The 19033-nt window shown below is 63.9% G+C and carries 13 protein-coding genes; 9 read left to right on the top strand and 4 right to left on the bottom strand.

Annotation, left to right across the window (positions count from 1 at the left end; genetic code table 11):
- The first annotated feature begins 59 nt into the window (after window positions 1–59).
- Window positions 60–1124: an IS630-like element ISRj1 family transposase gene (locus tag J4G43_RS23275; protein ID WP_026192128.1), complete on the top strand. Its 1065-nt coding sequence runs from the start codon at window positions 60–62 to the stop codon at window positions 1122–1124.
- Window positions 1125–1593: 469 nt separating this feature from the next.
- Window positions 1594–2937: an IS1380-like element ISBdi2 family transposase gene (locus tag J4G43_RS23270; protein ID WP_060907906.1), complete on the top strand. Its 1344-nt coding sequence runs from the start codon at window positions 1594–1596 to the stop codon at window positions 2935–2937.
- Between the two features lie 172 nt (window positions 2938–3109).
- On the opposite strand, the gene J4G43_RS23265 is transcribed toward J4G43_RS23270, so the two are convergent.
- Both J4G43_RS23265 and J4G43_RS23260 read right to left on the bottom strand, forming a co-directional pair.
- Complete coding sequence (locus tag J4G43_RS23265) at window positions 3110–5959, bottom strand: beta strand repeat-containing protein (RefSeq protein ID WP_208086442.1); 2850 nt, start codon at window positions 5957–5959, stop codon at window positions 3110–3112.
- 484 nt (window positions 5960–6443) lie between these two features.
- Window positions 6444–6932 carry a hypothetical protein gene (locus J4G43_RS23260; protein WP_208086441.1) on the bottom strand — a complete coding sequence of 163 codons (489 nt, stop codon included), beginning with the start codon at window positions 6930–6932 and terminating at the stop codon, window positions 6444–6446.
- 626 nt (window positions 6933–7558) lie between these two features.
- Here J4G43_RS23260 and J4G43_RS23255 point away from each other — a divergent pair.
- Window positions 7559–8902, top strand: coding sequence for an IS1380-like element ISBdi2 family transposase (locus J4G43_RS23255; protein WP_208086440.1), 1344 nt, complete (start codon window positions 7559–7561; stop codon window positions 8900–8902).
- Window positions 8903–9068: 166 nt separating this feature from the next.
- On the opposite strand, the gene J4G43_RS23250 is transcribed toward J4G43_RS23255, so the two are convergent.
- Both J4G43_RS23250 and J4G43_RS23245 read right to left on the bottom strand, forming a co-directional pair.
- Window positions 9069–9521 carry a DNA polymerase III subunit chi gene (locus J4G43_RS23250; protein WP_208086439.1) on the bottom strand — a complete coding sequence of 151 codons (453 nt, stop codon included), beginning with the start codon at window positions 9519–9521 and terminating at the stop codon, window positions 9069–9071.
- Between the two features lie 6 nt (window positions 9522–9527).
- On the bottom strand, window positions 9528–11027 hold the full coding sequence (locus J4G43_RS23245; RefSeq protein ID WP_208086438.1) for a leucyl aminopeptidase: 1500 nt from the start codon (window positions 11025–11027) through the stop codon (window positions 9528–9530).
- Between the two features lie 341 nt (window positions 11028–11368).
- Between J4G43_RS23245 and lptF the strand changes: the two genes are divergently transcribed.
- The 6 genes from lptF (at window position 11369) to rsmA (ending at window position 19013) form a co-directional block, all read left to right on the top strand.
- Complete coding sequence (lptF, locus tag J4G43_RS23240; protein ID WP_063983679.1) at window positions 11369–12538, top strand: LPS export ABC transporter permease LptF; 1170 nt, start codon at window positions 11369–11371, stop codon at window positions 12536–12538.
- The gene (lptG, locus tag J4G43_RS23235) at window positions 12535–13632 is read left to right on the top strand and encodes an LPS export ABC transporter permease LptG (RefSeq protein ID WP_063983680.1); all 1098 of its coding nucleotides are present in this window, start codon (window positions 12535–12537) and stop codon (window positions 13630–13632) included. The genes lptF and lptG overlap by 4 nt, the downstream gene beginning before the upstream one ends.
- Complete coding sequence (locus J4G43_RS23230) at window positions 13632–16118, top strand: LPS-assembly protein LptD (RefSeq protein WP_208086437.1); 2487 nt, start codon at window positions 13632–13634, stop codon at window positions 16116–16118. The genes lptG and J4G43_RS23230 overlap by 1 nt, the downstream gene beginning before the upstream one ends.
- 68 nt (window positions 16119–16186) lie before the next feature.
- A complete protein-coding gene (locus tag J4G43_RS23225; protein WP_208086436.1) occupies window positions 16187–17122 on the top strand; it encodes a peptidylprolyl isomerase family protein in 936 nt (311 codons plus the stop codon).
- Window positions 17122–18156, top strand: a complete 1035-nt coding sequence (gene pdxA / locus J4G43_RS23220) for a 4-hydroxythreonine-4-phosphate dehydrogenase PdxA (RefSeq protein WP_208086435.1) — start codon at window positions 17122–17124, stop codon at window positions 18154–18156. Before J4G43_RS23225 ends, pdxA begins: the two co-directional genes overlap by 1 nt.
- Window positions 18156–19013: a 16S rRNA (adenine(1518)-N(6)/adenine(1519)-N(6))-dimethyltransferase RsmA gene (gene rsmA / locus J4G43_RS23215; protein ID WP_085402860.1), complete on the top strand. Its 858-nt coding sequence runs from the start codon at window positions 18156–18158 to the stop codon at window positions 19011–19013. Before pdxA ends, rsmA begins: the two co-directional genes overlap by 1 nt.
- Window positions 19014–19033: the final 20 nt, after the last annotated feature.

The following is a 19033-nucleotide window of genomic DNA, read 5'->3' as shown; positions in this document are numbered from 1 at the left end:
TCCCGGCCGGAGCCTAGTACCCACTTTTCTTGGAACGTGAGTCGTGATTCAAGGTCGGGATGATACCCGAAGCAAGAGAAGTCCACCTTTCGAGGAAAGATCGCAAGGTGCTTGAGGCGTGCTGTCGCTCACCGGTGACGTTGCAGCGCGATTTGAAGCGGGCGCGGATAGTTCTGTTGGCGGCGGATGGGCGCAGCACCCGGTCGATCGCCAAGGAAGTTGGGGTCCAGCCGCGGATTGTCAGCCTTTGGCGGCATCGCTATGCCGACCATGGCCTTGAAGGGCTGCAAGACAAGCCGCGGCCTGGCAAGCAGCCGATCTATACGAAGACGACCGACAAGCGGATTCTGAAGCTGCTGGATAAGCCGCCACCGCAAGGGTTTGCGCGCTGGACCGGCCCCCTGCTGGCCGAGGCGCTGGGCGATGTCGATGTCCAATATGTCTGGCGGTTCCTGCGCAGCCACAAGATTGACCTGGTGGCTCGCAAGTCCTGGTGCGAGAGCAACGACCCGAACTTTACGGCCAAAGCCGCCGATGTTGTCGGCCTCTATGTCGCGCCGCCGGCGAAGGCCATTGTGCTGTGCGTGGACGAGAAGCCCTCGATCCAGGCTTTGGAGCGAGCGCAGGGTTATCTGAAGTTGCCCAATGGCCGCGCCTTGACCGGCCAAAGCCACGATTACAAGCGGCATGGCACCACAACATTGTTTGCGGCGCTCGAAGTCGCCACCGGAAAGATCATCGCGACCCATTCAAAACGCCGGCGCCGCGTCGAGTTTCTCGATTTCATGAACAGCGTCACCGCGGCTTTTCCGAACCGCAAGCTTCACGTCATCCTCGACAACCTCAACACCCATAAAAAGAACGAGGACTGGCTCAAGGCCCACCCCAACGTGCAATTTCATTTCACGCCGACAAGTGCGTCATGGCTCAATCAGGTCGAAGTATGGTTTTCCATCTTGCAGGGGCAGTCGCTCAGCGGCACCTCCTTCACGAGCCTCAAGCAGCTTCAGGAACACATCGATGCCTACGTCAACGCATACAACGACAGAGCCGAACCCTTCGTCTGGACCAAGAAAAAGGTCCGTCAACGCCGTTTCAAGGGCCGCCGTATCACTCAGCTCTGATTCCGGGTACTAGCCCGTCTTATTCGCGAGAGGGCGCCTGAGAGGCTGGCGAGCGTGGTGTAAAGCGCTGATGCGGCGTAGGATTCGGTTGCGAAGCCACCCCATCACCTTCAACCGCGAACGCCACGCCCGCCATGACCGATGATACGATTTCAGACCACTATCGAGAAGCAAGAATTCAACACAAATAAAACCTCTGCCTCGCGCTCGATCTCTTCATGCTTGATAGTCTCGTTTCGGAGGCTGATCACCTACCGCGTCTAATAGGCCGCTCGCGCCGGTTTCTTTGGACGCGGCACGACCGCGACTCCACGTTTCGGCACAGAAATGATCGGGAGTCACTCAATCTTTCTTCAACTTAACCCGTCTTATTCGTAAGAGTGCGCCTGAGGGGTAAAGCGCTGATGCGGCGTAGGATTCGGTTGCGAAGCCAACCCCATCACCTCCAACCGCGAACGCCACGCCCGCCATGACCGACGATACGATTCCGCCCTTCTCGTTTCCAGCCGTTCACGCCAAGAAAGTCACAGCTGCCTTCGATGGTGGGCGCCTAACCTCGAACGGGGGCGTGATGCTTCTGGCGATGGCCGAGCGGCGTCTCGGTTTGGCCGACAATTTGGCCCGGGTGTTCCCGGATCGGCGCGATCCGACGCGGGTCGTGCACAGCCTGGTCGATATGTTCCGCGCGCGCATGTTCGCGATCTGCTGCGGCTACGAGGACGCCGACGACCTCGATCATCTGCGGTCCGATCCGGCATTCAAGCTGGCCTGCGGTCGCCTACCGGACACGGGCCGGGATTTGTGTTCCCAGCCGACGCTGTCGCGGCTGGAGAATGCTCCGCGCCTGCGCGACGTGATCCGGCTGACCTACACTTTGGTCGACGCATGGATGGATAGCTACCCGCGCGAGCCGGCATCCGTCACGCTCGACATCGATGATACCTGCGACGTCGTCCACGGCCATCAGCAGCTCTCGCTGTTCAACGCTCATTATGACGAACGCTGCTTCCTGCCGATCCACGTCTACGACACGGAGAAGAGCCGGCCCGTGGCCGTCGTGCTGCGGCCCGGCAAGACGCCGGGCGGCGTCGAGGTGCGTGCCCATCTGCGCCGCCTGGTACGGCATATCCGGACGCGATGGCACAACACGCAAATTACGTTCCGTGGCGACGGGCACTATGCCCGGCCGGAGGCCATGGCGTGGTGCGAGACCAACGGCATCGACTACATCTTCGGTCTGTCCGGCACCAAGCCTCTCGCCAGAAAAGTCGACGAGGTCGCCGACGACATCCGCACGCGACGCGCCATCGAGAACCTGCCGGTTCTGCGTGGCTATACCGAGACGCGCCACAAGGCAAAGTCCTGGGATCGCGAACGGCGCACTGTCGCCCGTATTGAGGCGACGATGCTCGGCCTCGACATCCGCTTCGTCGTCACCAGCCTCGATGTCGGCTCGGCCGAGTGGATCTACGACAGCCTGTATTGCGCGCGCGGCCAAGCCGAGAATCTGATCAAGCTGCATAAGACGCAGCTCGCCTCCGATCGCACCAGCTGCCGTTCGGCGCTCGCCAACCAGGTCCGTCTCGTGCTCCATACGGCCGCTTATTGGCTGATGCTGACCGTGCGCGACGCCATTCCCAAAGCCCGGGAATTGGCCGCTGCCGAGTTCGCGACGCTGCGTCTTCGGCTCTTGAAAATCGCCGCCCGTGTCGTCGAGACCACGAGCCGCATTCGCCTTGCGTTTGCCGCGGCATGTCCCGAAGCCGACCTGATCTGCGGCTTGCCCGGCGCGCTGCTGCCGCTCGGTCCTTGACCGGCGGGGCGTCCGCCCCCGTTCGCCCAACCCATCCCTCAAGCGCGTTGCAAAGTACCGGTCGTCAGGCGGCGAAAAGCCGAAGGCAATCCTGTGCGCCTCGTCAGACAAGATGTGCGGCCGCATCAATCGGGCCCAAAAGCCGCACTCTCACGAATAGGACGGGCTAGTGTCAGGCGTGTTGCGGCGGTGCGAGGGTCTGGCTCTGCGCCGCGTGCGGATCGGGCAACGGCATCTCGCCGTGACCGTCACCTGCCGGGATAAGGTTCGCCGCCATGGCCTGGTTGAGCAGCATCGCGGCCGCCATCGCCCCGCCCCCGTTGATGACGACGTTGTTGCCGGGGCCACCGTCGAGGACGTCCTGTCCGCCGCCACCGATCAGCACGTCGTCACCCGCACCGCCCGCGAGCGTGTCGTTGCCGGGGCTGCCGATCAGGATGTCATCGCCATTGCCTCCATTGGCGACGAGCTGGATGCCGCCGTGCAGACCGGAGGCCGTGATGACGTCGTCGCCATCGAGCCCGTTGATCACGATCCTGTCGCCCGTTCCGGCATCGGTGATGTTGATGTCCTGGCCAAGCCCCGACACCGTAATGATGCCGTCGTGCTCGGTCACCGTGATGACGTCGCTGCCGCTGGTTCCGTTGATCGTCACCGTATCCGCGGCACCGTCATTGGCGCCGAGGTCGAGGTTGACCTGATTCACGCCGGTCCCCGAGAGGTCGCCGATCGTGATGTTGTCGGTACCACCGAGGGCGTTGAAGTTGATATGCTCGACGCCGTTCAGGTCCATCGCGATGGAAGCAACATCGCGGGTGAACAGCACCCGGCCGCCATTGGCCGAGATGTTGATGTTCTCGTTGATGTTGGCGCCGTTGAACAGCAGCGTATCGGTGCCCTTGCCGCCTTCGACAATGTCGCTGCCGTCGCCGGGATTCCAGACGAAGGTATCATCGCCAGCGCCGAGATTGGCAACGTCGTTGCCACGGCCGCCGTTCACGATGTCATTGCCGGCACTGCCGGTGATGGTGTCGTTGCCGTCACCGCCATTGATGTTGAGGCTGAACGGCTGCCCCGCCTTGATGGACGAGGCATTGATGACGTCGTTACCGCCTCCGCCGTTGACGGTCAGGACGTCACCGGCATCGGCGTGAGCGATGGTCACCTGCGCCGCAAGGCCGTTGACAACGATCGATCCGCCAGAGGTCGTGATCGAGATGTTGTCATCGCCTGCGGTGCCGTTCACGGTCACACGATCTGCCGCACCGTCACCACTCTGGCTGCCGGGGCCGGCACTGAGGTCGATCGCCACCTGCGTGACGCCGGTGCCGGAGAGATCGTTGACGGTGATGTTGTCGGCGCCGCCGGCGGCAGCGATCTGCACATGCTCGACGCCGTTGAGATCCATGGTGATCGCGCCGACGTCGCGGGTGAGAAGCGCGCGGCCGCCATTCGCCGAGATCGACATGTTCTCGGCGACGTTGGAGCCGTTGAACACCAGTGTATCCGTTCCCGCGCCACCTTCGACGGTGTCGCTACCATCACCGGGATTCCACGTGAAGAGGTCGTCGCCTGCGCCGAGAAGCGCGACGTCGTTGCCGCGGCCACCGGTGACCTTGTCGTTTCCGTCACCGCCGATCAGGGTGTCGGCACCCTGACTGCCGGTGATGGTATCGTTGCCCGCGCCGCTGTCGATGGTCAGCCCAATCGCCGCAGCAAGTAGCGATGCATCGATGACGTCGTTGCCGCCGAGCGCCTGGATCAGCAGCCGGTCGTTGGCAGCTTCCGCATTCGCGATCGTCACGACTTCGGGCAGGCCCGTCACCGTCACGGTCGTCCCGTTGGACGTGACCTCGATGTGCTGGCCGCCGTTAGTGCCGTTGACGGTCACCGTGTCGGCCGCGCCGTCGCCTTGCGTGCCGCCGGGAACGGCTCCGAGATCGACCAGCACCTGCTTGACGCCGGTCCCGGAGAGATCGCCGACGGTGATGTTGTCGGCGCCGCCGCGTGCATCGAATTCGATCTGCTCGATGCTGTCGAGGTCCATCGTGATGTTGGCGACGTCGCGGGTGAAGCGCACCCTGCCGCCGTTAGCCGAGATATCGATCTTCTCGTTGACGTTGGCGCCGTTGAACAGCAGCTTGTCGTTGCCCGATCCGCCTTCGACCGTGTCGCTGCCGTCGCCGGGATTCCAGATGAAGGTGTCGTCGCCCGTCCCCAATTGCGCGACGTCGTTGCCGCGTCCGCCATTGACGATGTCGTCGCCGCTGCCGCCGATCAGGAGGTCGTTGCCGTCGCCGCCGGTGATCCTGTCGTTGCCGGCGCCGCCGTCGAGCGTCAGCGAGATCAGGCTGGCGAGTCCATTGCTTGCGGTGATGACGTCGTCGCCGCCGCCGGCGTGCAGCACGAGATTCTCCGTCGTGCCGATGTCGAGCGAAAATGGCGCCGCGCCCGTCCCGTCGAATCGCACGCGCGTGCCGTTCGCCGTGATCGTGAACGTCTCCGGGTCATTGCTTCCGTTGACCTGCGCGGTGTCGTTGCCGTCACCGCCCTCGAACAGGTTGGTGCCGCCCCCCGGATTCCAGATCATGAGGTCGTTGCCCGCTTCCCCGAACAACTGGTTGTCGCCGCTGCCGCCGTCCAGCGTGTCGTTGCCCGCGCCGCCGAACAGCAGATCGTTGCCGCCGCCGCCCTTGATCGTATCGTCGCCGGCCTGCCCAAACAGCAAATCGGCACCCGAGCCGCCCGTGATCCTGTCATTGCCGTCGCCGCCGAAAATGTGCACCGCGGGCATCGTGCCGTTGGATTCGTTAACGGTGATCGTGTCGTCGCCGCCCTGACCGAAGATGTCGATCTCATTGGTGTTGGCCACAGTGGGATCGCCACCGATCGTCTTCACCTGCCCGTTATTGATGAGAATGCGGCCCGACTTGTCGCGGCTGATCACGACGCCGTTATTGGCGCTGTCGCCGAAAATGGTGAGCTGGCCCGTAACCGGGGAGAAAACAGAGGTAGTAGACATCCAAATATTCCTTCGATCGATCTAGCCCCTCCCCTCGATGCGTAGCAGTGGTGCGGATGTCTTACTTGAAGCACTGCTTTAGACGCACGTGATTATTCTGGAGATTTCCTCCAGTTTTCCTCCGGGCTGGTTTCGACAGCGGATGCAAACGCTCTCACATCACGAATTGCCGATCACGTATAACGGCAGCGTGACTTTCGAAGGCGCGCGCGAATCCCACCAAACACATTGATGCGCGCGCAGAAGCCACAGCTCGAAGCGACGACGCATTAAGTTTGATGAGATGGCGAATTCGATCGTTGCTCTCGTGCCCCGGACGTAGCGCAGCACGATAGTGGTGCGCTGCTGAGCCGGGGCTCATGATCAAGAGAGACTGGATCGAGAGAGACTAGGTCCCAGCTCTGCGCAGCAGCGCATAGCGCGTCGAAGACGCGCGTGAACGCGCTGATGGCGCTGCAGCGCGTCCGGGACGCGAGAGTTCGCCTTACGCCGACTTCTTCTTCGGCTTCGGCTTGGTCGCCTTCGGCATGACAGGCGCTTCCGGCGTGCCCTCGATCGAGGACAGACGGCCGGACGTGAAGGTGTAGATGCCTGCGCGCGGACCGGTGCTCCAGGTGACCACGGCAACGCGCCGACCGGCGGCGTCACTGGAGAGATTGACGGTCGAGGGCGCCCCGATGCCGCGCACCACGTCGCATTCGGTGTGACCGAGCGCGACCGTGCCGCCCATGGGCGCCGGCGCCGTCGTCGAAGCATTGGCGTCAGCCGGCCCAGGGGGCGGCGTCATGCCGCGACAGGCGCCGTCGGCGCTGACCAGATCCTCGGCCGTCACGGGCTTGTCGGGGGTCAACGGTGGCGATTCGATTGAGATGCTCTTGATGAACAGGCGGCTCGGCGTGTTGAACCACTGGGCATCCTTGGACAACAGGTCGGTCCCCGAGCAGCCCGCGAGCAGCGGTGCTACGGCAGCCAACGCAACTATGAGCGAGCTGGGAAGCTTTTGATGTCGCACGATAAACTAAATTCCCCGCATGAAGGACCGGCCCTAAGCGATTGTCCCAACATCACTTTGCGGCACGAAGGTGACAAAAGCCAGCATCGCCCGAAAAGTGCAAATTATCATTGATTGCAAACGACCGCTAACCCGTCTTATTCGCGAGAGGGCGCCTGAGAGGCTGGCGAGCGTGGTGTAAAGCGCTGATGCGGCGTAGGATTCGGTTGCGAAGCCACCCCATCACCTTCAACCGCGAACGCCACGCCCGCCATGACCGATGATACGATTTCAGACCACTATCGAGAAGCAAGAATTCAACACAAATAAAACCTCTGCCTCGCGCTCGATCTCTTCATGCTTGATAGTCTCGTTTCGGAGGCTGATCACCTACCGCGTCTAATAGGCCGCTCGCGCCGGTTTCTTTGGACGCGGCACGACCGCGACTCCACGTTTCGGCACAGAAATGATCGGGAGTCACTCAATCTTTCTTCAACTTAACCCGTCTTATTCGTAAGAGTGCGCCTGAGGGGTAAAGCGCTGATGCGGCGTAGGATTCGGTTGCGAAGCCAACCCCATCACCTCCAACCGCGAACGCCACGCCCGCCATGACCGACGATACGATTCCGCCCTTCTCGTTTCCAGCCGTTCACGCCAAGAAAGTCACAGCTGCCTTCGATGGTGGGCGCCTAACCTCGAACGGGGGCGTGATGCTTCTGGCGATGGCCGAGCGGCGTCTCGGTTTGGCCAACAATCTGGCCCGGGTGTTCCCGGATCGGCGCGATCCGACGCGGGTCGTGCACAGCCTGGTCGATATGTTCCGCGCTCGCATGTTCGCGATCTGCTGCGGCTACGAGGACGCCGACGACCTCGATCATCTGAGGTCCGATCCGGCATTCAAACTGGCCTGCGGTCGCCTACCGGACACGGGCCGGGATTTGTGTTCCCAGCCGACGCTGTCGCGGCTGGAGAATGCTCCGCGCCTGCGCGACGTGATCCGGCTGACCTACACTTTGGTCGACGCATGGATGGATAGCTACCCGCGCGAGCCGGCATCCGTCACGCTCGACATCGATGATACCTGCGACGTCGTCCACGGCCATCAGCAGCTCTCGCTGTTCAACGCTCATTATGACGAACGCTGCTTCCTGCCGATCCACGTCTACGACACGGAGAAGAGCCGGCCCGTGGCCGTCGTGCTGCGGCCCGGCAAGACGCCGGGCGGCGTCGAGGTGCGTGCCCATCTGCGCCGCCTGGTACGGCATATCCGGACGCGATGGCACAACACGCAAATTACGTTCCGTGGCGACGGGCACTATGCCCGGCCGGAGGCAATGGCGTGGTGCGAGACCAACGGCATCGACTACATCTTCGGTCTGTCCGGCACCAAGCCTCTCGCCAGAAAAGTCGACGAGGTCGCCGACGACATCCGCACGCGACGCGCCATCGAGAACCTGCCGGTTCTGCGTGGCTATACCGAGACGCGCCACAAGGCAAAGTCCTGGGATCGCGAACGGCGCACTGTCGCCCGTATTGAGGCGACGATGCTCGGCCTCGACATCCGCTTCGTCGTCACCAGCCTCGATGTCGGCTCGGCCGAGTGGATCTACGACAGCCTGTATTGCGCGCGCGGCCAAGCCGAGAATCTGATCAAGCTGCATAAGACGCAGCTCGCCTCCGATCGCACCAGCTGCCGTTCGGCGCTCGCCAACCAGGTCCGTCTCGTGCTCCATACGGCCGCTTATTGGCTGATGCTGACCGTGCGCGACGCCATTCCCAAAGCCCGGGAATTGGCCGCTGCCGAGTTCGCGACGCTGCGTCTTCGGCTCTTGAAAATCGCCGCCCGTGTCGTCGAGACCACGAGCCGCATTCGCCTTGCGTTTGCCGCGGCATGTCCCGAAGCCGACCTGATCTGCGGCTTGCCCGGCGCGCTGCTGCCGCTCGGTCCTTGACCGGCGGGGCGTCCGCCCCCGTTCGCCCAACCCATCCCTCAAGCGCGTTGCAAAGTACCGGTCGTCAGGCGGCGAAAAGCCGAAGGCAATCCTGTGCGCCTCGTCAGACAAGATGTGCGGCCGCATCAATCGGGCCCAAAAGCCGCACTCTCACGAATAGGACGGGCTAATTCCGGCGCTGCCAACGGCCCCGTTCGTCGGCCTGCCAATAGGTGACATCAAATCCCTGCGCCTTGCAATCCGTCCAGGCGCTCCGGGCAAACGCCAGCGCGTCAGGATCGTCGCCGTTGAACAGCAGCACCATGCGTTCATAGCCCTGCGCGTCCTGCGGCAGCGCGGCGTTGTCGACCAGGAAGCGGACATTGGCGCCGTTGGGATTGTCCTCCTCGATCGCCAGCACGATCGGCTGATCGGCGGCATCGTTCACGCGCCATGTCGCGTGCGGCAGGAACGAATCGTCGCGGTAAGTCCATAGGTGCGCGTCGAGCGCGTCGGCGCGCTCCGGCGAGGTCGACTGCACCACGACGCGCCAGCCGCGCTCGAGCGATTTCTCGAGAAACGGCGGCAACACGTTCTCCACCGTCATGTTTTGCAGATGGTAGAAAAGGACTTCGGTCATCTCAGTTCATTTGCGCTCGTAGTGGTCGGCGACCAGACGGTCGAGCAAACGCACACCGTAGCCGCTTCCCCAGCTCTGGTTGATGTCGGTCTTCGGCGCGCCCATCGCGGTGCCGGCGATGTCGAGATGCGCCCACGGCGTGCCGTCGACGAAGCGCTGGAGGAACTGCGCCGCGGTGATCGAGCCGCCATGGCGGCCGCCGGTGTTCTTCATGTCGGCGAACTGGGAATCGATCAGCTTGTCGTATTCGGGGCCGAGCGGCATGCGCCAGACTTTCTCTCCGCTCTCGATGCCGGCCGCGAGCAGACGGTCGGCGAGCTCGTCATTGTTGGAGAACATGCCGGCATGCTCGGTGCCGAGCGCGACCATGATCGCGCCGGTCAGCGTCGCCAGATCCACCATGAATTTCGGCTTGGTCTTTTTGGCCACGTACCAGAGCACGTCGGCGAGCACGAGGCGGCCTTCGGCGTCGGTGTTGATGATCTCGATGGTCTGGCCCGACATCGAGGTGACGATGTCGCCCGGCCGCTGCGCATTGCCGTCGGGCATGTTCTCGACGAGGCCGATAGCGCCGACGACGTTGGCCTTGGCCTTGCGCGCGGCGAGCGCGTGCATCAGGCCGACGACGCAGGCGGCACCGCCCATGTCGCCCTTCATGTCTTCCATGCTGCCGGCCGGCTTGATCGAAATGCCGCCGGTGTCGAAGCAGACGCCCTTGCCGACAAAGGCGACCGGTGCCTCGCCCTTCTTGCCGCCGTCCCAGCGCATGATCACGGTCCGGCTCGGCCGCGACGAACCCTGGCCGACGCCGAGCAGCGCGCCCATGCCGAGCTTGTCCATCGCCCTGACGTCGAGCACCTCGACCTTGACGCCGAGCTTGCGGAGCAGGCCCGCGCGGCGCGCGAACTCCTCGGGGAAAAGCACGTTCGGCGGCTCGTTGACGAGATCGCGCGCGATGATCACGCCGTCGACGACATGGCCGGCCGAGGCAAACGCCTTCTTCGCCGCGGTGGCATCGCCGACCGCAAGCAAGATGTCGGCGCGCAAGCCGCCCTCCTCGCCGTCTTTCTTTTTCGTCTTGTAGCGATCGAACTTGTAGGCGCGCAGCCGCAGGCCCGAGGCGATCGCAACCGCCTGCTCGCTGGTCATGGCGCCATCAGGAAGTTCCGCGATGATGGTCATGGCAGCGGCCGCGGCCGAAAGCTTGCCCGCCGCCACGCCGCCGAATTTGAGGAAGTCGTTCGCCTTCAGGCTCGCCGCCTTGCCGGCGCCGATCACGACCAGGCGGGTAGCCTTCACCCCCTCCGGCGCCAGGATGTCCAGCGCGGCGCCGCTTTTGCCCTTGAAGCCGGCGGCGGAGGCCGCCCGCTTGACCAACTCAGTGGCGCCGCCGAGTGCCTTGGCCGTCGCCGGACCGAGCTTCAGAGTGTCGTCGCAGAACACGACCAGGATGCCACGGGCGGCAGCAGACAACGGAACAAAGCCGACCTTGATGGCATCGGACATGGGTAACTCCTTCAAAACATCGGGTTTTTCGTCGCTGGGCGGACCCGGCCAGGGGCCGGAGCTGAACGACGATTCACTGGACTTTCCCCACTATGGGCCACTGGCGCGGTGGCTGCCAAGCACCCCCGTGGCCGCCGGGCCACAACGAGGGAAATATTAACCATATATTGACGGCGCCACGGGGCAGCCATTTTGTTGATGGATCAAAGGGATGGTAGTGAGAGAGTAAGCCGGTGGTAGAGGTGGTTGGCCGACCTTGGGGATCCCCTGATCGGGGATTGGTTGGGCAGCCGGACTTCCGGCCTGCATTGGGGCGCTGGTGGGGATTCGTGCGGTAGCGCATGGGGTCAATCGATAGGTATATCTTCCGCACGACGCTGGCGTCGTTTGCGCTGGTCCTGGTCAGCCTCACCGGCGTGATCTGGATTACGCAGGCGTTGCGCGGCATCGACCTGATGACGAGCCAGGGTCAGACCATCCTGACCTTCCTCGGCATCACCAGCCTCGTCGTGCCGGCACTGGTCCTGATCATCTCGCCGATCGCGCTGATGATCGCGATCTCGCACACGCTGAACAAGCTCGCGACCGATTCCGAGATCATCGTGATGAATGCCGCCGGCTTCTCGCCGTTCCGGCTGTTCTATCCGTTCTTCTACGCCACCTGTGTCGTGGCGCTGCTGGTCGCCTTCATCGCGGCCTATCTCGCCCCCGACGGCATGCGGCGGATCAAGCAGTGGGACGCCGAGATCACCGCCGACGTGCTCACCAACATCCTCCAGCCCGGCCGCTTCGCCCAGCTCGACAAGAACCTGACGATCCGGATCCGCGAACGCCAGCCCGGCGGCATCCTCGCCGGGATCTTCATCGACGATCGCCGCGATCCCAACGAGCGCGTCTCGATCGTCGCCGAGCATGGCGAGGTCGTGAAGAACGACAACGGCTCGTTCCTGGTGCTCAAGGACGGCAATCTCCAGCGCTTCGAGGCCGGCAAGCGCGATCCCGCGCTGGTGGCGTTCGGCCGCTACGGCTTCGACATGTCGAAGTTCTCGGGCCAGGGTCACGACGTCACCCTCGGCATCCGCGAGCGCTATCTCTGGGAGCTGTTCTCCCCGTCCGAGGACGATCCGGTCTACAAGCAGATTCCCGGACAGTTCCGCTCGGCTCTGCACGACAGCCTGCTGGCGCCGATCTATCCCTTCGCCTTTGCCGTGCTGACCTTCGCCTTCCTCGGCGCGCCGCGCACCACGCGCCAGAGCCGCAACTTCTCGATCGGCGGCTCGGTGATCGCCGTGTTCGGCCTGCGCATGGCAGGATTCGCCTGCTCGGTGATGGCGGTAAAGTCGCCTGGCCCGGTGCTGTTCCAATACGCGATGGTCCTGGGCGCCATCGGCGTCGGGCTGTGGTTGATCATCGGCGGCATCGTGGTCGAGCCGCCGCCCCGCCTCATGGAGGCCATCAACAGGTCGAACGCGCGCATCGCGCGGCTGTTCGGACGGCCGGCCGCCGCATGAGCATGCTCACCAACACCCTCGGGCGCTATTTCGCCGGACGCTTCGTCGTCGCGGCGCTCGGCGTGTTCGCGGGCATCTTCCTGCTGCTGGTGCTGGTCGACTACATTGAGATGGTGCGCAAGACCTCAGGGCTCGCATCCGCCTCCGCGATCATGGTGGCCGAGACCTCGCTGTTTCGGGTCCCGCAATTGCTGGAGAAGCTGACGCCGTTCTGCATGCTGATCGGCGCCATGACCTGCTATCTCGCCCTCTCCCGCCGGCTCGAGCTCGTGGTCGCGCGCGCCGCCGGAATCTCCGCGTGGCAATTCATCTCGCCGGCTCTCGGCAGCGCGCTCCTGATCGGGGTGATCGCCACCGTCGCCTACAATCCGATGTCGGCGAACCTGCGCGAGCTGTCCAAGCGCATGGAAGCCGAGCTGTTCGGCTCGGCCCCCGGCGGCGGCATCCAGGACGCCTCCGGCTTCTGGCTCAACCAGGTCACCAATGACGGCCAGGTCATCATCAACGCGGCGCGCAGCGAGCAGCAGGGCGTCCGGCTGACCGGCCTGACCCTGTTCCGATTCGATACGGACTGGCATTTCAAGGAGCGGATCGAGGCGCGCGAGGCGGCGCTGGAGTCCGGTCACTGGCTGTTCAAATCCGTGCGCCGCTTCTCGCTGGATTCGCCACCGATCGACCAGGCGACGTTGGAGATTCCGACGACGCTGACCGAAGCCCAGATCCGCAACAGCTTTTCCACACCCGAGACTGTGTCCTTTTGGCAACTACCGAGCTACATCCGCTCCTCCGAGAGCTCAGGCTTCGCGACAGCCGGCTATCGACTCCAGTATCACAAGCTCCTGGCACAGCCGTTTTTACTGGCCGCCATGGTGATGCTGGCGGCTTCCGTGTCGTTGCGTTTCTTCCGGATGGGCGGCGTGCAGAAGATGGTTTTGAGTGGCGTGGGCGCAGGCTTTCTGCTCTACGTTTTGTCGAAAGTGACTGAAGACTTGAGCAAGGCTGAGTTGATGCATCCGATCGCTGCGGCGTGGTTGCCCGCGGTGGTGGGCGGCCTCACCGGCTTTTTGGCCTTGTTGTATCAGGAGGACGGTTAGTGACTGCCGTCCATCGAGGGCTCGTGTCTCGTTTGACGCAGCGTACTGTGGTGCGCGCGAACGGATACGGCTTGTCCATTCGCAGGCTCCTGCTGGCTGTCGCCGCCGTGGCGTCGCTCGGCGGGCTGATGGACATTGCGGCCGTGACGCCGGCCTCCGCTCAGAGCTTCACCTACAATCCGCTGCCGCCGCGTGCGAAGCCGCCGAAGGTCGCCAACGACAACCAGATGCTGGTTCAGGCGACCGAGGTCGACTACGACTACAACAATTCGCGCGTCTCCGCGGTCGGTAACGTCCAGCTGTTCTACAACGGCACCAGCGTCGAGGCCGACAAGGTCATCTACGACCAGAAGACCAAGCGGCTGCATGCCGAAGGCAACGTCCGCATGACGGATGCCGACGGCAAGATCACCTATGCCGAGATCCTGGATCTCTCCGACGACTACCGCGACGGTTTCGTCGATTCGCTGCGCGTGGACACCGCCGACCAGACCCGCATGGCGGCGAGCCGCGCCGACCGCTCCAGCGGCAACTACACGGTGTTCGAGAACGGCGTCTACACGGCCTGCGCGCCGTGTAAGGACGATCCGAAGAAGCCGCCGCTGTGGCAGGTCAAGGGTGCGCGCATCATCCACGACCAGCAGGAGAAGATGCTGTATTTCGAGACGGCGCAGCTCGAATTCTTCGGCGTGCCGATCGCCTACATGCCCTATTTCTCGACGCCCGACCCGACCGTGAAGCGCAAGACCGGCTTCCTGATGCCGGGCTTCACGTCGAACACGCCGTTCGGCTACGGTGTCGAAGTTCCGTTCTACTGGGCGATCGCGCCCGATATGGACATGACCTTCAGCCCGCGCATCACCTCCAGGCAGGGCGTGCTGTTCCAGGCCGAATACCGCCAGCGCCTGATGGACGGCGCCTACCAGATCCGAGTCTACGGCATCGACCAACTCGACCCCGGCGCACTCGCCGGCCAGCCCGGCGACCGCCAGTTCCGCGGCGCCGTCGACACCAAGGGTCAGTTCGCGCTGAACGACAAGTGGGTCTGGGGCTGGGACGGCGTCGTCATGTCCGACTACTACTTCTTCTCGGACTACCGCTTGTCGCAATACCGCGATCCGCTGGGCTCGTTCCTGTATCTGCCGACCGACGCATTGTCGCAGCTCTATCTGACCGGCGTCGGTAATCGCAGCTTCTTCGATGCGCGCACGATGTACTGGCTGAGCTACTCGGGCAACCAGAGCCAGGTGCCGATCGTCTATCCCGTGATCGACTATTCGAACGTGCTCAACTATCCGGTGTTCGGCGGCGAGTTCAGCTACAAGACCAACTTCACGAACCTGTCGCGTGACACGGCGGTGTTCGATCCGATCACCACGCTCGCCAATACCGCCAGCCTGTGCACGACGACGTCGGCCGATCCGCTCGCGCGCACGCCGTCGCAGTGCTTGCTGCGCGGCGTCCCCGGCACCTACACCCGCCTCACGGCGGAAGCGCAGTGGCGCAAGTCCTACACCGACCCGTTCGGCGAGATCTGGACGCCGTTCGCCAGCCTCCGTGCCGACGCGATCAACGCCTCGATCTCCAACCAGCCGGGCGTGTCGAACTACCTGCCGGTCGGCGACACCCAGGCATTCCGCCTGATGCCGACCGTCGGCCTCGAATACCGCTATCCCTTCATCAACGTTCAGCCCTGGGGCTCGACCACCATCGAGCCGATCGCGCAGGTCATCATCCGGCCGAACGAGCCCTATGCCGGCAAGTTCCCGAACGAGGACGCCCAGAGCATGGTGTTCGACACCTCGAACCTGTTCAGCGTCGACAAGTTCTCCGGTTACGACCGCGTCGAGGGCGGCGGCCGCGCCAATGTCGGCGTGCAGTCCACCACGCAGTTCGACAAGGGCGGCGCCGTCAAGGTGCTGTTCGGCCAGTCCTACCAGCTGTTCGGCCTGAACTCCTACACGGTCCAGGACACCATCAACACCGGCCTTGATTCCGGCCTTGACAAGCCGCGCTCGGATTACGTGGCGAGCGCCAGCTACTCACCCAACAGCACCTACACGTTCAGCGTCCGCTCCCGCATGGACGAGCAGACCTGGAACGTGCAGCGCTTCGAGGCGGAAGGCCGCGCCAACTTCAATCGCTGGTCGGTCAGCATGATGTACGGCAATTACGCCGAGCAGCCGGAGCTCGGCTATCTGACGCGGCGCGAGGGCATCCTGACCTCGGGCTCGATCAAGGTCGCGGCCAATTGGGTGGTGACCGGCTCGGCGCGCTGGGACCTCGAGGCCAACAAGATCAACCAGTATGTGCTCGGAGCGGGCTATGTCGACGATTGCTTCGTGCTCGGCGTGAACTATGTAACTTCGTATAGTTACTCTGCGGGCACAGCGCCGCCCGTGCTGAACCACGCGTTCATGTTCCAGATCGGCCTGCGCACGCTGGCGACCTCGACGGGGTCCAGCTCGTCCGCCGGCTACCAATGAACCGTCTGAAATGACGGCCGGGCTCTCCCAAGAGCGAGCTCATCCCGGCTGACATGCGAGCGAGAATCATGACGACCCAATTGCCTGTTTTTCGCCTCCTCCTCGCCATCGGTGCCGGGTTGATCCTCACCGGCCTGCCCGCGCCGTCGCGCGCGCAGAACATCGTCGTGATGGTCAACGGCGACCCGATCACCGATTTCGACATCGAGCAGCGCTCCAAGCTCGACCAGCTGACCACGCAGAAGACCCCGAGCCGCCAGGACGTCATCAACGAGCTGATCGACGACAAGGTGAAGCTCAAGGAAGGCAAGAAATACGGCGTCGACCCCGGCATCTCCGACATCAACCAGTCCTACGAGGGCATGGCGCAGCGCATGCGCATCACGCCGGATCAGCTCACCAAGTCGCTCGAGGTCAAGGGCGTCCGCCCCGAGACGCTGAAGGGCCGCATGAAGGCCGAGATGGTCTGGACCAGCCTCGTACGCGGACGCTTCAAGGAGAAGCTGATGGTCGGCGAGCGCGACGTCGCGCAGGCCGTGCAGGCCCAGACCGGCGACAAGCTCCAGATCGAGGGCACCGAGTACAAGATGCAGCCGATCGTGCTGATCGTGCCGCGCGGCTCGTCCCCGGCGTTCCTGGAGACGCGGCAGAAGGAAGCCGAGACCTATCGCTCGCGTGTCGGAAGCTGCGAGGAAGCCAATTCGCTGTTCCGCTCAACGCCGAACGCCACCATCCGCGACACCGTCACCAAGACCACCGCGGAACTGCCCGAGGCGCTTCGCAAGGTGCTCGACGACACCCAGATCGGCCACCTGACCGCGCCGGAGGTCACCAAGGCGGGCATCGAGATGGTCGTGCTGTGCTCGCGCAAGCCGACCATGATCGACACGCCGAAAAAGCGCGAGGTCCGCGAGAAGATGTATTCGGAGAAATACGAGAAGACCCAGAAGGCCTATCTCGATGATCTCCGGAAAGCGGCGATGATCGAATATCGCAACCGCTGATGGCCAACTTCGCCTTAGAACCTTCCATCAAGCCTTCGAAGCCCCTCGCCCTGACCCTGGGTGAGCCCGCCGGCATCGGCCCCGACATCACGATCGCAGCCTGGCTCAGACGCCGCGAACTGAACCTGCCCGCCTTCTATCTGCTCGGCGACGAGGCCTTCGTCGCCCGCCGCGCCAAGGCCCTCGGCGCCGATATCCGGATTGCCTCGGTAAGCGCCGGCGAGGCCGCAGCCGCGTTCACCGAGGCCCTGCCCGTGGTCGCAACGGGCGAGAGTGCAACAGCCGAGCCCGGCAAGCCCGATGAAGCGAGCGCGCCGGCCGCGCTCGCTTCGATCCGGCAGGCGGTCGCCGACGTCCGTGAAGGCCGCGCCGGCGCCGTCGTCACCAACCCGATCGCCAAGAGCGTGCTCTACCGCTCAGGCTTCCGCCATCCCGGCCACACCGAATACCTCGCCGAGCTCGCTGCAGAGAACGGCCGCGTGCCGCAGCCGGTGATGATGCTGTGGTCGCCGCGGCTCGCCGTGGTGCCCGTGACCATCCACGTCTCCTTGCGCGATGCGCTGGCCCAGCTCACCAGCGAACTCATTGTCTCGACCGTGCGCATCGTCGCGACCGAGTTGAAATCCCGCTTCAGCATCGAAAGGCCGCGCATCGCGATCTCCGGCCTCAATCCGCATGCCGGAGAGGACGGCTCGCTCGGCCACGAGGAGCAGACCGTGATTGCACCAGCGCTCAAGGCGTTGCGTAGCGACGGCATCGAGGCGAAGGGACCGCTCCCTGCCGACACCATGTTCCACGAGGCCGCACGCAGCACCTATGACTGCGCCGTCTGCATGTACCACGACCAGGCGCTGATCCCGATCAAGACGGTCGCCTTCGACGACGCGGTCAATGTCACGCTCGGCCTGCCCTTCATCCGCACCTCGCCCGATCACGGCACCGCCTTCGACATCGCCGGCACGGCCAAGGCCAATCCGGCAAGCCTGATCGCGGCGCTCAAGCTCGCAAGCCGCATGGCGGCTGCGCAAAGCTGATGAGCGCGATCGACGACCTCCCGCCGCTTCGCGAGGTCATTCGCCAGCACGCACTGTCGGCACGCAAATCGCTGGGGCAGAACTTCCTGCTCGACCTCAATCTCACCGCGCGCATCGCGCGTGCCGCCGCGCCGCTCGAGGACTCCACCATCGTTGAGATCGGTCCCGGCCCGGGCGGGTTGACGCGCGCGTTGCTCGCGCTCGGCGCCAAACGCGTCATCGCCATCGAGCATGACGAGCGCGCGATCCCCGCCTTGCAGGATATTTCCGCGCGCTACCCTGATAGGCTCGAGATCGTGCATGGCGATGCCATGACCTTCGACCCGCGTCCGCTGCTCAATGGCGAAAGAGCAAAGATCGTCGCGAACCTGCCTTACAACATTGCGACCCAGCTCCTGATCGGCTGGCTCACCACCGACCCTTGGCCGCCCTGGTACGACATGATGGTCCTGATGTTCCAGCGCGAGGTCGGCGAGCGCATCGTGGCACGCGAGGACGAGGAGGCCTATGGCCGCCTCGGCGTGCTCGCCAACTGGCGCTGCGAGACGAAGATCCTGTTCGACATTTCGCCCTCCGCCTTCGTGCCGCCGCCGAAGGTCACCTCCTCCGTCGTGCGGCTGGTGCCGCGCGCAGAGCCTCTGCCTTGCGATCGCAAGCTGCTCGAACAGGTCGCAGCCGCCGCTTTCGGGCAGCGACGAAAAATGCTGCGGCAGAGCCTGAAATCGCTTCAAGCGGATCCCGCTCGCCTTGCCGCCGCCGCAGGTGTCGATGCGACGCGCCGTGCCGAGACCATTCCGATATCAGGCTTTGTTGCCATGGCACGTGAATTGGCGGATATACGAAAGCAAGCTGGATAACAGGAATTTCGGAGGAAGGA

The sequence above is a fragment of the Bradyrhizobium barranii subsp. barranii genome, from assembly GCF_017565645.3.
GTDB classification, from domain to species: domain Bacteria; phylum Pseudomonadota; class Alphaproteobacteria; order Rhizobiales; family Xanthobacteraceae; genus Bradyrhizobium; species Bradyrhizobium barranii.
This window is presented reverse-complemented; position numbering and strand designations above follow the sequence as displayed.